The sequence below is a fragment of the Nitratireductor lacus genome, assembly GCF_056431025.1.
On record NZ_JBWKMB010000001.1, the window covers coordinates 311,565 to 325,185 of the forward strand.

Sequence of the window (13,621 nt, forward strand, 5' to 3'; positions counted from 1 at the left end):
CTTCTTTCCATTTGGTGAAGTCCTGAAAAGCCTTAAGCGGCAGCCGCCCTTGCGGCCCTGCGCTTCAGGTCAGGCGGCGTTGCCTCGTCGGCCAGCATTGCGGTCACATCGGCCAGCGACATGGACGCCTGATCGCGGCTGCCCAGCCGGCGAATATTGACCGTGCCTTCTTCCGCTTCGCGCTTGCCGCAGACGAGGATGACCGGAACCTTGGCCAGCGAGTGCTCGCGGACCTTGTAGTTGATCTTCTCGTTGCGCAGATCCGCCTCGGCCAGAAGTCCGGCCTCCTTCAGCGCCTCCGTCACTTTCAGCGCATACGCGTCGGCATCGGACGTGATGGTCGCCACCACCACCTGCACCGGCGCAAACCAGAGCGGGAAGTGACCGGCGAAGTTCTCGATCAGAATGCCGAGGAAACGCTCCATCGAGCCGCAGATCGCCCGGTGCACCATGACCGGCTGCTTCTTTTCCGAATCATGATCGATGTAGAAGGCACCGAAACGCTCCGGCAGGTTGAAGTCGATCTGCGTCGTGCCGCACTGCCATTCGCGGCCGATGGCGTCCTTCAGAACGTAGTCGAACTTCGGCCCATAGAACGCGCCATCACCCGGGTTGATCGCCGTCTTGATGCGGCTGTCGGAAGCAGCGATCTTCTTGAGAACGCCAGCCATGATCTCCTCGGCGTGATCCCACAGCGCATCCGACCCAACGCGCTTTTCAGGGCGCGTGGAGAAGAAAACGGTGATCTCCTCAAAGCCGAAATCGGCATAGGTGGAGAGGATCAGATCGTTGATCTTCAGGCATTCGGCTGCAAGCTGGTCTTCCGTGCAGAAGATGTGCGCATCGTCCTGCGTGAAGCCGCGCACGCGCATCAGGCCGTGCAGCGCGCCCGAAGGCTCGTAGCGATGCACATTGCCGAACTCGGCCATCCGGATCGGCAGATCGCGGTAGGACTTCAGTCCGTGCTTGAAGATCTGCACATGGCCGGGGCAGTTCATCGGCTTGAGCGCGAAGGTGCGGGTGTCTTCCGCCTCGTCGTCCGCGCATTCCACCTTGAACATGTTCTCCTTGTACCAGCCCCAGTGACCGGAGGTCTCCCACAGGCTCTTGTCGAGCACCTGCGGCGCATTCACCTCGTCATAGCCATCGGTCGCAAGCCTGCGGCGCATGTAGCTCACAAGGTTCTGGAACATGCGCCAGCCCTTGGAATGCCAGAACACGACGCCCGGTCCCTCCTCCTGGAAATGGAACAGGTCCATCTCGCGGCCAAGGCGGCGGTGATCGCGCTTTTCGGCCTCTTCCAGCATGTGGAGATACTGGTCGAGTTCCTCCTGCGTCTGCCAGGCCGTACCGTAGATGCGGGTCAGCATCGGATTGTTGGCATCGCCGCGCCAGTAGGCGCCGGCCACCTTCATAAGCTTGAAAGCCTTGCCGATCTGGCCGGTCGAGACCATGTGCGGACCGCGGCAAAGGTCGAACCAGTCACCCTGCGCGTAGATCTTGACGTCCTGATCCTCGGGGATCGCGTCGATCAGCTCGACCTTGTAGCTCTCGCCCTTCTCGGCGAACACTTTCTTGGCCTTGTCACGCGACCAGACTTCCCTGGTGAAAGGCTTGTTGCGCGCAATGATCTCCGCCATCTTCTTCTCAATGACCGGCAGGTCTTCGGGCGTGAAGGGCTCATTGCGGGCAAAATCGTAATAGAAGCCGTTCTCGATCACCGGGCCGATGGTGACCTGGGTGCCGGGCCAGAGTTCCTGCACGGCTTCGGCGAGCACGTGCGCGGCATCGTGCCGGATCAGTTCCAGCGCGCGCGGGTCGTCGCGGGTGATGATCTCAAGATCGCCGGACGTACCGACAGGCTCGGAAAGGTCGCGCACTGTGCCATCGAGCGCATAGGCGACGGACTTCTTTGCGAGCGACTTGGAGATGCCGGCTGCAATGTCAGCGCCGGTCGTCGCCGCGTCATATTCACGAACGGAGCCATCGGGAAATTTTAGGGAAACGGCCTCAGCCATAAGTCTTCTCCTTATCCAGTCCCGCCAACGAGCGCGGGTGGTTTGGGCATTTTTTGGTTTGCGGGCTCGGGATAAGCGTTTCAGCCGTGAAGGTAAAGGGCAAACCGGATACACCCGGCTGCCACCGTGCAGGCGACGGTTAAATCAATGCCCGCCCTTCTGCCTCGCCACCTTCCAGTAACGCCAGGGCGCCCACCATTTCAGTTCAGGTTCAAGCACATCAGGCACCGGGTCGACGCCGTGTGTGCCGCCAGGCCCACACCGCACCACACGGAAAAGCCCCATCCAACCACCCGACCACAGCCCATGCCGGGCAATTGCCTCATAGGCGTATTCCGAACAGGTGGGGAAATGCCGGCAGGAATTGCCGATAAATCCTGAGAGCGTGAGTTGGTAGAGCCGGATCATCGCGGTCCCCAACAGGCGACCGGGCGTCTTAGGCCAGGGCCCCTGCCAGTTTCGGCTCCGCGCGGGGTGAACCATGATGTCAGGCGGCTGCGCCGGCACGCGCCTTCTCAATCTGGTCGATCGCGTCCACAACCGCATCGAAAGTCAGCAGCGTGGAAGCGTGACGTGCCTTGTAGCCACGCACCGGCTCCAGATATTTCAGATCATCGAAACGCCCGTTTGGCGGTGTGCCCTCCTCCTTGAGCATCGCGTACATCTGCTCCCGGACCCGCCGCAGCTCACCAGACTTGGCGCCGACAACATGAGCGGCCATGATGGAAGACGATGCCTGCCCCAGAGCACAGGCTTTCACCTCATGCGCGAAATCAACAACCGTATCGCCCTCCATCCTGAGATCGACCACGACAGTCGAGCCACAGAGTTTGGAATGCGCTTTTGCCGTGGCATCCGGCGCGTCCAGCCGCCCGATCCGCTGAATATTGCCGGCAAAACCAAGAATTTTTGCGTTGTAGACATCGTCCAGCATAGAATTTCCGTTCTGCCGCAGTCGAAACACATCAATGTCGCTTCGACACCTTTCCTTCTGCTCCAGGGCACTTATATAATGATCGCTGTGGGCCCGCGACAAGGCATGATGCGCTTGCGGGTTCCGGTTTCGTGCACGCCGCTGTCGGGCCGGGCTGAGATTTTTCTCCATTACCCGCTGGATAAGGCCGTGAACCGTTCAACTCGTCGCTGCTGAGACAGGGACTACGGGAGACGCCTTTTATGGACGCAGTTATCAAGAACTTTCCGCCTCACACCGATAAGGGTGAGAAAATCGCGGAGACAAAATCCTATATGGATAAGCCAGTTACCGACCGCCCATCCCAGGAAGAGGTGGAGAACGCCGTGCGCACCCTTCTGCGCTGGACCGGCGACGATATTGCTCGTGAAGGCCTTATCGAGACACCCCAGCGTGTCGCCAAGGCCTATCGCGAAATGTTTTCCGGCTACGACCAGTGCCCCGCCGAGGAACTGGGCCGTACCTTTGAGGAAGTGCAGGGCTACAACGACATGGTCCTCATCAAGGACATCTCGTTCCACTCCCACTGCGAACATCACATGGTGCCTATCATCGGCAAGGCGCATGTGGCCTATTTACCGGATGGAAAAGTGGTCGGCCTGTCCAAAATCGCCCGCGTGGTGGACATCTTCGCCCGCCGCCTGCAGACACAGGAAGCCATGACGGCACAGATCGCCCATGTCATCCAGGACGTGCTCAAGCCGCGCGGTGTCGCCGTGCTGGTGGAGGCCGAGCACATGTGCATGGCCATGCGCGGCATCCGCAAGCAGGGTTCCGTGACGCTCACCACCACGTTCACGGGCGTCTACCGGGAAGAACTCCAGGAACAGGCGCGCTTCATGACCATGTTGCGCGACAAGCACGGCTGATGTCGACACTGCTCTTTCCCCCGGCCCCGTCCGACAAGGCCGCGCTTGAAGAAGGCACGGCTTTTTCGCCGCGCTTTGATGCCAATGGCCTTCTCACGGCGGTCGTGACAGATGCCGAAACGAATGCGCTCCTGATGGTTGCCCACATGAATGCCGAGGCACTGTCCATGACGCTGGAAACCGGCATTGCCCATTACTGGTCGCGTTCACGTGCAAAGATCTGGAAAAAGGGCGAGACCTCCGGAAACGTCCAGCACATTGTCTCCATCGCGACGGATTGCGATCAGGACGCTGTGCATCTGAGCGTGAAGGTCGCCGGCGATGGTGCGACCTGTCACACCGGTCGCCGCTCCTGCTTCTACCGAAATGTGAGCATTCGCGACGGCAAGGCGGTTCTCATCGACCTTGGCATAAAGCCTCTGGGTCACAAAGACGGACAGGCTTGACCAAAAGTCGGTCTCGATTTCTTGAACATCTGTGGCATAGACTTTCCAGTTGGGAACGCACATCTAAAGGGCTGGGGAATCCCCCGCGTTCCCGGGTGAGGCAGCGTTGAACCGTTCGGTTCGCAAAAGCGACGCATATTCACCAATTTGATACAGTTCCCGGGCATGATGCCATGGGGACGAGGAGATGATCATGCTCGACTGGGCATCTCTACGCAGAAAACAGGAAAACCGGCAGATCGATGTGGTTTCGCCGGAGCCGCCCGCGGTCGATCCGGTTCCGGCACCAAATCCCCGCAATGGAATTGCGCTCGCACTGGGCGGGGGCGCGGCGCGTGGCTGGGCCCACATTGGTGTTCTGCGTGCCCTTGAAGAAGCGAAGATTCCCATCGGAATGATCGCCGGGACGTCAATTGGTGCGCTTGTCGGTGGCTGTTATCTGGCAGGCAAACTGGACGAACTGGAAGAATTCGCCCGCTCCCTGACCAAACGCCGCATTTTCGGTCTTCTCGACATCAACTTCGGCGGCAGCGGCCTTTTTGGCGGCATGAAGCTGACGGCACGCATGGAAGAGCATTTGCGGGGCGTCACCTTCGACGATCTGTCAAAACCCTTCGTCTGTGTGGCGGCGGAAATCCGCACCGGTCACGAAATCTGGTTGTCGAGCGGGTCACTGATAACGGCCATGCGCGCATCCTATGCTTTGCCAGGTGTCTTCGAGCCCGTCACCTGCAACGGCCGCGTGCTTGTTGACGGAGCGCTCGTCAACCCGGTCCCCGTATCCGCCTGCCGTTCCTATGAGCAGCCACTCGTCATGGCCGTCAATCTTCACTACGACCTCTTCGGGCGCGCTGCGGTCATCAAGCACGCTGCCGACATGCCCCGGGAAACCGAAGATGGCGAGAAAGCACCGCTTGTGGTCGACAGGGGCCCGCACGAGCGCAATCATAGGCTTGGCATTACCGGCGTGATGGTGGAGGCCTTCAACATCATTCAGGATCGGATTTCGCGCGCCCGTATGGCCGGCGACCCACCGGACCTGTCGCTCCAGCCGAAGCTCGGCCACATCGGCCTTACGGAATTTCATCGCGCCGACGAGGCCATTGCCATCGGCTACGAGACCACCCAGGCACGCCTTTCCGAGCTCGACCGGATCATCGCCGTTCTCGGCTAAACCCTTCCATCAGGCGCTCGCCGCATCCTGCAGACGCATCTGGATACGCTTCGTTCCATTCCAGTGATTGGCCGCCAGCGTTCCAGCCACGTGAATGGTCGCGCCACGATTGGCGAACAGGAAATTGCCGAGATCAGTCTCGGCAGCGCGAAAAGCAATTGCTTCCATGCGTGCGCCAGTTTGCGAACGCAGCTCGGCGCGGATGTGACCATTGCCAACAATACGTGCATCCGCGAGCCGGTGGCGCGGTAGCGCAAGCACCGGCGTTGGATGGCCGGAACCGTAAGGCCCCGCCGTCTCCAGCGCATCAAGCAACGCAAAACCGGCACCATCGGCAGAGAGTGCTGCGTCGATCTTCAGGCTCTCACCGTCGCGCAGCTTCTTCACGGCACTCGCTGCACGTTCCTCGAAAAACGCGCGAAGCGACCCGAGCTTGCTGCGCTCGATTGTGATTCCGGCAGCCATCGCGTGCCCGCCTCCCTTCACCAGCAGCCCTTCAGCCACCGCTTCACGCACGATCTTGCCCAGGTCGAACCCCGGAATGGAGCGCCCCGATCCGGTTCCCTTGCCATTCGGATCGAACGCAATCGCGAATGTCGGCCGCCGTGCGTGATCCTTAAGGCGCGAAGCGAGCAGACCGACAATGCCCGGGTGCCAGCGTTCGCTCGCGGTGACAAGCACGGCAGGCCCCTCACCCGCCATCAATTCGGCATCCGCTTCGGCCTTCGCCTCCGCAAGCATCACCGTTTCCATATCCTGGCGCTCGGTGTTCAGCCGGTCGAGCGTCTCGGCAATTTTTGCGGCCTCTGCCGGATCGTCGCTGGCGAGCAGGTTGCTGCCCAGAGCCGCATTGCCGATACGCCCTCCGGCGTTGATGCGCGGTCCGATCATGAAGCCCAGATGATAGGGGTTGAGTGGCTCGCCGATGCGGGATACGCGCGCCAGCGCGGCAAGCCCCGGCGTCTTCATCTGGCGCGCGGCCAGAAGCCCTTTCACCACAAAAGCCCGGTTGACACCCACAAGCGGCACCACATCGCATACCGTGCCGAGTGCCACGAGATCGAGAAGCGCGAGCAGGTCCGGTGGTGGTTTGGCAACGCCCCCCTGCCGCAGATGCTTCGCCGTCTGCACCAGCGCAAGAAAAACGACGCCCGCAGCACACAGAAAACCCTGCCCCGAAAGGTCATCCTCGCGGTTGGGATTCACGACAGCGACCGCTTCCGGCAAATCGTCCCCCACCTGGTGATGATCGAGCACCACCACATCCGCGCCCGCCTCATTTGCGGCGGCGATGGCTGCAGCGCTGTTGACCCCGCAATCCACCGTCACGATGAGAGCGGCCCGCCCCGCAAGATCGCGCATCGCATCCGGATTGGGGCCATAGCCCTCGAAAATCCGGTCGGGAATATAGATTTCAGCGTCGATGCCGTAATGCGCGAGAAAGCGCTTCATCATGGCCGAGGAAACAGCCCCATCGACGTCATAATCGCCAAAGATCGCCACCTTCTCGCCGCGCCGCACCGCGTGGGCCAGCCTTTCGGCAGCCTTGTCCATGTCGGTCAGCGTTGCGGGATCGGGCAAGAGATCGCGGATGGTTGGATCGAGAAAGCGCTTTGCGTCATCCATATCCACCCCGCGCCCGGCGAGCACACGCGCCACGATTTCAGGAATACCGTGCGACTGCGCCATCGCCAGCGCAGCGTTCTCGCCCCGCAGGTCTAGCCTGTGCTCCCAGGCGAGACCGCGCGCGGAGCTCCGGACATCAAGGAAGTATCGTTTATCGCCAGTCATCGCCGCCTAGGTTTCACAGAGGACGGACAATGGCAAGCGCCTCCCGGCGTCCTCAGAACTTGTCCAGATCCTGATGGCGAGCAATGATCTCGCGCACCGTCTGCGAAGAAGAGCGCATAACGATCGTGTGGGTGGAGATCTGATCGCGGCCAAACTTGACACCGGAAAGCAGATTGCCGTCCGTCACACCGGTCGCAGCGAACAGCACGTCGCCCTTGGCCATCTCGTCCATGCGATAGACCTTGTTCGGGTCGGAGATGCCCATCTTGGCGGCGCGTGCGATCTTTTCCTCGGTGTTGAGCTGCAGGCGGCCCTGCATCTGGCCGCCAATGCAGCGCAATGCCGCCGCAGCCAGAACACCTTCCGGCGCTCCGCCAATGCCCAGATAGATATCGATACCGGTTTCGTCCGGATCGGTCGTGTGGATCACGCCGGCCACGTCACCGTCGCCGATCAGGCGGATCGCAGCGCCCGTGCCGCGCACGTCCTCGATCAGGCGCGCATGGCGGGGCCGGTCGAGAATACACGCCGTGATCTCGTTGACCGGAACGCCCTTGGCCCTGGCCAGCGCCTCGATATTCTCCACCGCAGGAGCGTCAAGATCGACAACCCCGTCGGGATAACCCGGTCCAACCGCAATCTTCTCCATGTAGACGTCCGGCGCATAAAGAAGGCTGCCGCGCTCTGCGATGGCGATCACCGCCAGCGAGTTGGGCAGGTTTTTTGCGCAGATCGTGGTGCCTTCCAGCGGATCGAGCGCGATGTCGACCTCCGGCCCCTCGCCGACGCCCACTTCCTCGCCAATATAGAGCATGGGCGCTTCGTCGCGCTCGCCCTCGCCGATGACGACCGTGCCCTTGATCGGCAGACGGTTTAGCTCCGAGCGCATGGCATCAACGGCCACCTGGTCCGCCGCCTTCTCGTCGCCGCGCCCGCGCAGCCGCGCCGCAGCCACCGCCGCGCGCTCTGTCACACGAACGAGTTCCAGTGTGAGAATGCGGTCGAGACCCGCCTGCGTGGCTTTCAACATATATCCAGATCCTGATCTTTACCTGCTTCCCATGAGCAGGACGGCTTCTTGTGGCAAAGACGGCGCGGCACGGCAAGACCCCGTCCGCCCCGTCAAAAACATGAATCGATTGAATAAATGTGACAGGCGCGAATTGTGCGTCAGGCCGCCCGCTCGATGCGGATAACCTGTGGCTTGTCGACCAGGTGGCCGTCCTTCATCACGCCGTCGACCGCCTTGCGCACGGCCGCCTCGGTCGTCTCATGTGTCACGAGAATCACATTCTTCTGCTCGTCCGGCAGACCGCCATCGGCATGCTGGACGATCGATTCGAGCGAGATCTCATTGTCGGCCATGCGCTTGGCGATGGCCGCAAAGACGCCGGCACGGTCATGCACCGTCATGCGAATGAAATAGCCGCCTTCATGGGAGCGCATACGCGCGCGCTTGTAGGGCTTCAGCTTCGCGGCCGGACGCCCGAAGACGGGCCCATGCTGGAAACCGGGGCGGCTCTTTGCAATGTCAGCCATATCGCCGATAACCGCGGATGCCGTGGCATTTCCGCCGGCACCGGGCCCCGAAAGCAGAAGTTCGCCAAGCACATCCGTTTCGATGGCCACGGCATTGGTCACGCCATGAACCTGCGCAATAACGGAGTGTGTCGGAACCATGGTCGGGTGAACCCGCTGTTCGATCCCGCTCTCGGTCTTCACCGCAACGCCAAGCAGTTTGATACGGTAGCCGAGCTCGCTGGCCGCACGAATGTCGGCCTGGCTGATGTTGGAGATGCCCTCCATATAGATATCGTCAGCCGAAATCTTACAGCCGAAAGCGAGACTGGTAAGGATGGAGAGCTTGTGCGCCGTGTCGTGCCCCTCGATGTCGAAGGTCGGATCGGCCTCGGCATATCCAAGGCGCTGCGCCTCGGCGAGGCAGTCCTCGAAGGAGAGCCCCTCTTCTTCCATCCGCGTCAGGATATAGTTGGCGGTGCCGTTCATGATGCCGAACACACGGCTCACCTCATTGCCGGCAAGCGCCTCACGCATTGTCTTGATGACGGGAATGCCGCCCGCCACCGCAGCCTCGTAGTTGAGGAGAACGCCTTTCTCCTCGGCAATCGCCGCCAGCGCGACACCGTGTTTGGAAAGGAGTGCCTTGTTCGCCGTGACTACGTGGCGTCCGGCCTCCAGCGCCGCCTTCACGGCGTCGTAAGCCGCGCCGCTGTCGCCGCCGATCAGTTCGACGAAGACATCGATCTCGGCCGACCTGGCCAGCTCCACCGGATCGTCAAACCACTGCGCATTTCCAAGCTCTATGCCGCGATCGCGGGTGCGGTCACGCGCCGAAACCGCTGTCAGAGCCATCGTGCGTCCACATTGCCTGGTCAGTTCCGCTTCCTTGTCCGTCATGCAGCGCACAACGGAAGCTCCCACGGTTCCCAAACCCGCAATTCCAATACGCAACGCTTCGGCCATGATGCGGCGTGCTCCTTCTCAAAAGTTCAGTGAGTGAGACTCAGCGCCGGGCGCCGAGCGGGATGACGTTGTCGGTGTTTTCCGGTGCCGTTGCAAGGAAGCGCTTGATGCTGCGCGCGGCCTGGCGGATCCGGTGCTCGTTTTCCACCAGGGCGATGCGCACATGCTGGTCGCCGAACTCACCGAAACCGATGCCCGGTGCCACGGCCACCTCGGCCTTTTCGACCAACAGCTTGGAAAACTCCAGAGAGCCCAGTTCGCGGTAGGCGTCCGGGATCGGCACCCAGACAAACATTGTTGCGGGCGGCGGAGGCACAACCCAGCCCGCACGGCCAAACGATTCCACAAGCACGTCGCGGCGGCGGCGATAGACCTCGCGCACCTCTTCAATCTCCGTGCCATCCGAGTTCAATGCTGCGGCGGCAGCCACCTGGATCGGTGTGAACGCGCCGTAGTCCAGATAAGACTTTACGCGCGAAAGCGCTGCAATCAGCCGCTCATTGCCGACCGCAAATCCCATGCGCCAGCCGGGCATGGAAAACGTTTTGGACATGGAGGTGAACTCCACCGTCACATCCATCGCGCCCGGCACCTCCAGAACGGAAGGCGGCGGATTGCCATCGAAATAGATTTCCGAATAAGCAAGATCGGACAGGATGATCAAATCGTTCTTTCGAGCGAACGTCACCACGTCCCTGTAAAAATCCAGCGATGCCATGCAGGCCGTCGGGTTCGACGGATAGTTGAGGATAAGCGCCAGCGGTTTCGGCGTTGAATAGCGCACCGCCCGCTCAAGTGCCGGTATGAAATTCGCATCCGGTTCGGCGGGAATGGCGCGCACGACACCACCCGACATGATGAAACCGAAAGCGTGGATTGGATAGGTCGGGTTCGGACACAGAACCACATCGCCCGGCGCTGTGATCGCCTGGGCCATGTTGGCAAAGCCCTCCTTGGAGCCAAGCGTCGCAACCACCTGGGTCTCAGGATCAAGTTTCACACCAAAGCGGCGCTCGTAGTAAGCGGCCTGCGCGCGACGAAGCCCCGGAATGCCGCGCGAAGACGAGTAGCGATGCGTGCGTGGATCACGCACAACGTCGCACAGCTTGTCGACAATGGCCTGCGGGGTTGGCAGGTCGGGATTGCCCATGCCCAGATCGATGATGTCGGCCCCGCGCGACCGCGCGCTGGCCTTCAGGCGGTTCACCTGCTCAAACACATAGGGCGGAAGCCGGCGGATCTTATGGAATTCTTCCATCATCATACCTCAATGCGGGTCGTGCAGGACGACGCCCGGTCCTCATATACCCATTCCCCCAAACGGTCGAGGGGAGCAAACCGAAGCTACTCGCTCTTTTCGATTTCCTCGAGTTGCCGATCAGCATGCGTTTTCGCCAGGCGACGCAGCCGGATCGCTTCCGCCTCGGCATTGTTGGTCGGCGCGCGGCCCGCCAGACGATCGCGCGCGGCGGAAAGGTCGCGGGTTAGTGCATCCTTCTCGGTTGCATCGATCGGCGTTGCAGCCGATTCCGGCGGGATGTTCAGATCGGGATATGCGCCGGTATTGCGGACGCCGGGCCCGCTTACGACCTCAGCTGCTGTTCGCGGAGCAGGCTGCGGCATCGGCGCTGGCGTTGTGATCGCGGCAGACGGTGCGGCATCTTCAAGGCTCATGCTCATACACCCCCCAAGAGCCAGCGAAAGCGCAGCCGCCGGGGCGATCAATCCGGTCGCGCGAAAAAATCCGCCATGAGGTCTAATTTTCATATTCTCTTCCGATTCAAGCCACTACCATGCATGATGGTCGCGGGGGAGCCTCCCGTGAGATTACGTTAACAACGCGCCGCTTGAAAGGCGCGTCCAGGTTGCAGGCGCAGATTATGGCTCAGAAAAAGCAGACCAACGGCGCAGAAAACCACGCAGGCACAACACTCGACCAGTATTTCGCAAAAGACCCCGAGCGTCTCGCACAAAATCTCGCGCGGGCGCTGGAGGAACTCGGCAAGGCGGCCGCCTCCTGGACGGAGGCACGGGAAAAGGGCGAATCGAGCGACATCACAGCCGCCCCGCTTGCCGACATGATCAGAACATTCTCGCGCGTCAGTGAATACTGGCTTGGCGACCCCGGCCGCGCACTTGAGGCACAGACCCGCCTCTTCGCCGAATTCATGGGCATCTGGGCGAACGCAATTCGCCGCATGAACGAGGAGAACGTCGGCGACTACGCACAAGCCTCCACCACCGACAAACGTTTCCAGGATCCTGAATGGGGGCGCAACGCGTTTTTCAGCTTCCTGAAACAGGCCTACCTCGTTACAGCGCGCTGGGCGTCCGATCTCGTGGACGGCGCCGACAACCTCGATGACATAACCCGCCACAAGGCTCGCTTCTACGTCGAGCAGATGAGCCAGGCTCTTTCTCCATCAAATTTCCTGCTCACCAATCCCGAGCTCTACCGTGAGACGATGGCGAGCGATGGCGAAAACCTGGTGCGCGGCATGCGCATGCTTGCCGAGGACATTGCCGCCGGCAAGGGTGACCTGAAACTCAGACAGTCCGACAGTTCCAAATTCAGGGTCGGCGAAAACATCGCCACCACCCCCGGCAGGGTCGTTGCGCGCAACGACCTGGTCGAGGTCCTCCAATACGACCCCACCACGAAGAACGTACTGAAGCGGCCGCTCCTCATCGTCCCGCCTTGGATCAACAAATTCTACATTCTCGACCTCAACCCGAAGCGGTCCTTCATTCGCTGGGCCGTCGAACAGGGCCATACGGTCTTCGTCATCTCCTGGGTCAACCCGGACGAGCGTCACGCGCGCCTCGACTGGGCGGACTATATCGATCAGGGCATACGGTTTGCGCTGGACACGATCGAAGCTGCGACCGGAGAAAGACAGGTCAATGCAATGGGGTACTGCGTCGGCGGCACACTGCTTGCAGCCGGCCTCGCCCTGATGGCTGCCGAAGATGACAACCGCATAGCCTCGGCGACGCTTCTGACCACGCAGGTGGACTTCACATTTGCAGGAGACCTCAAGGTCTTCGTCGACGAAGATCAGATCAGGGCGCTGGACGCAGCCATGCGCGAGCGCGGCTACCTCGATGCAACACGCATGGCGACAGCGTTCAACATGCTGCGCGCCGGTGATCTGATCTGGCCCTACGTGGTCAACAACTACCTGCGCGGTCAGGCGCCGCTGCCCTTCGATCTCCTTTACTGGAATTCCGATTCCACCCGGCTGGCCGCCGCCAATCACTCCTACTATCTGCGCAACTGCTACTTGGAGAACAATCTCTCACGCGGGCGCGCTACACTCCGCGGCAAAGCGCTTCATCTCGAGCAGATCAAGATTCCGATCTTCAACCTTGCGACACGCGAAGATCACATTGCGCCCGCAAAGTCCGTGTTCCTTGGCAGCCGCTTTTTCGGGGGACCGGTTGAGTTCGTCCTCGCAGGCTCGGGTCACATCGCCGGCGTCATCAACCCGCCCGAGATGAAGAAATATCAGTTCTGGACCGGCGCAAAACCCAACGGGGAACTAGACGACTGGATGGCGAAAGCCACGGAGAACGCCGGCTCCTGGTGGCCGCGCTGGCACGACTGGATCGTCGCACAGGACGACAAAAAGGTGAAAGCCCGGAAGCCAGCAAAGAGCAGGAAGTCCCTCGGAGAAGCCCCTGGAAATTATGTGCGTATCCGCGCCTAGGATGAGGGACTGATCACACAACGTGACGGCATGAAACAATGCTTTTAAGGGCCTGATTTGAACTTTGACATAGTCTTGCTCTGAAACATGTTCTTGCCTCAATTGTTTTCTAACGCCTATATGGTTTTCCAACGGGCTGAGATTCGCAGGCAAGAC

The 13,621-nt window shown here is 60.9% G+C and carries 12 protein-coding genes; 4 read left to right on the forward strand and 8 right to left on the reverse strand.

Translation table 11 applies throughout. The features are described 5' to 3' along the window. Positions 1–32 precede the first annotated feature (32 nt). The 3 genes from thrS to AC07E3_RS01555 all read right to left on the reverse strand — a co-directional run bounded on the left by thrS (position 33) and on the right by AC07E3_RS01555 (position 2,952). Complete coding sequence (thrS, locus tag AC07E3_RS01545; RefSeq protein WP_478360094.1) at positions 33–2,018, reverse strand: threonine--tRNA ligase; 1,986 nt, start codon at positions 2,016–2,018, stop codon at positions 33–35. Positions 2,019–2,162: 144 nt separating this feature from the next. Beyond that, positions 2,163–2,501, reverse strand: a complete 339-nt coding sequence (yidD, locus tag AC07E3_RS01550; protein WP_336068727.1) for a membrane protein insertion efficiency factor YidD — start codon at positions 2,499–2,501, stop codon at positions 2,163–2,165. Between the two features lie 4 nt (positions 2,502–2,505). Next, on the reverse strand, positions 2,506–2,952 hold the full coding sequence (locus AC07E3_RS01555; RefSeq protein WP_336068454.1) for an iron-sulfur cluster assembly scaffold protein: 447 nt from the start codon (positions 2,950–2,952) through the stop codon (positions 2,506–2,508). A 242-nt stretch (positions 2,953–3,194) separates the two neighbouring features. Between AC07E3_RS01555 and folE the strand changes: the two genes are divergently transcribed. The 3 genes from folE to AC07E3_RS01570 all read left to right on the forward strand — a co-directional run bounded on the left by folE (position 3,195) and on the right by AC07E3_RS01570 (position 5,480). After that, on the forward strand, positions 3,195–3,860 hold the full coding sequence (gene folE, locus AC07E3_RS01560; RefSeq protein ID WP_478360095.1) for a GTP cyclohydrolase I FolE: 666 nt from the start codon (positions 3,195–3,197) through the stop codon (positions 3,858–3,860). Continuing rightward, positions 3,860–4,306: a phosphoribosyl-AMP cyclohydrolase gene (gene hisI / locus AC07E3_RS01565; RefSeq protein WP_478360096.1), complete on the forward strand. Its 447-nt coding sequence runs from the start codon at positions 3,860–3,862 to the stop codon at positions 4,304–4,306. The genes folE and hisI overlap by 1 nt, the downstream gene beginning before the upstream one ends. Positions 4,307–4,493: 187 nt before the next feature. Continuing rightward, on the forward strand, positions 4,494–5,480 hold the full coding sequence (locus AC07E3_RS01570) for a patatin family protein (protein ID WP_478360097.1): 987 nt from the start codon (positions 4,494–4,496) through the stop codon (positions 5,478–5,480). Positions 5,481–5,489: 9 nt separating this feature from the next. On the opposite strand, the gene recJ is transcribed toward AC07E3_RS01570, so the two are convergent. From recJ to AC07E3_RS01595, 5 genes are all read right to left on the reverse strand, one after another. Further along, positions 5,490–7,271 carry a single-stranded-DNA-specific exonuclease RecJ gene (gene recJ, locus AC07E3_RS01575; protein ID WP_478360098.1) on the reverse strand — a complete coding sequence of 594 codons (1,782 nt, stop codon included), beginning with the start codon at positions 7,269–7,271 and terminating at the stop codon, positions 5,490–5,492. Between the two features lie 52 nt (positions 7,272–7,323). After that, positions 7,324–8,301: a class II fructose-bisphosphatase gene (gene glpX, locus AC07E3_RS01580; protein ID WP_065815120.1), complete on the reverse strand. Its 978-nt coding sequence runs from the start codon at positions 8,299–8,301 to the stop codon at positions 7,324–7,326. A gap of 140 nt (positions 8,302–8,441) precedes the next feature. Continuing rightward, complete coding sequence (locus tag AC07E3_RS01585; RefSeq protein WP_025031114.1) at positions 8,442–9,755, reverse strand: homoserine dehydrogenase; 1,314 nt, start codon at positions 9,753–9,755, stop codon at positions 8,442–8,444. Between the two features lie 40 nt (positions 9,756–9,795). Continuing rightward, on the reverse strand, positions 9,796–11,013 hold the full coding sequence (locus AC07E3_RS01590; RefSeq protein ID WP_478360135.1) for an LL-diaminopimelate aminotransferase: 1,218 nt from the start codon (positions 11,011–11,013) through the stop codon (positions 9,796–9,798). A gap of 86 nt (positions 11,014–11,099) precedes the next feature. Further along, positions 11,100–11,429: a hypothetical protein gene (locus tag AC07E3_RS01595; protein ID WP_478360099.1), complete on the reverse strand. Its 330-nt coding sequence runs from the start codon at positions 11,427–11,429 to the stop codon at positions 11,100–11,102. Between the two features lie 206 nt (positions 11,430–11,635). On the opposite strand from AC07E3_RS01595, the gene AC07E3_RS01600 reads away from it, so the two are divergent. Continuing rightward, positions 11,636–13,465 carry a PHA/PHB synthase family protein gene (locus tag AC07E3_RS01600; RefSeq protein WP_478360100.1) on the forward strand — a complete coding sequence of 610 codons (1,830 nt, stop codon included), beginning with the start codon at positions 11,636–11,638 and terminating at the stop codon, positions 13,463–13,465. Positions 13,466–13,621 lie beyond the last annotated feature (156 nt).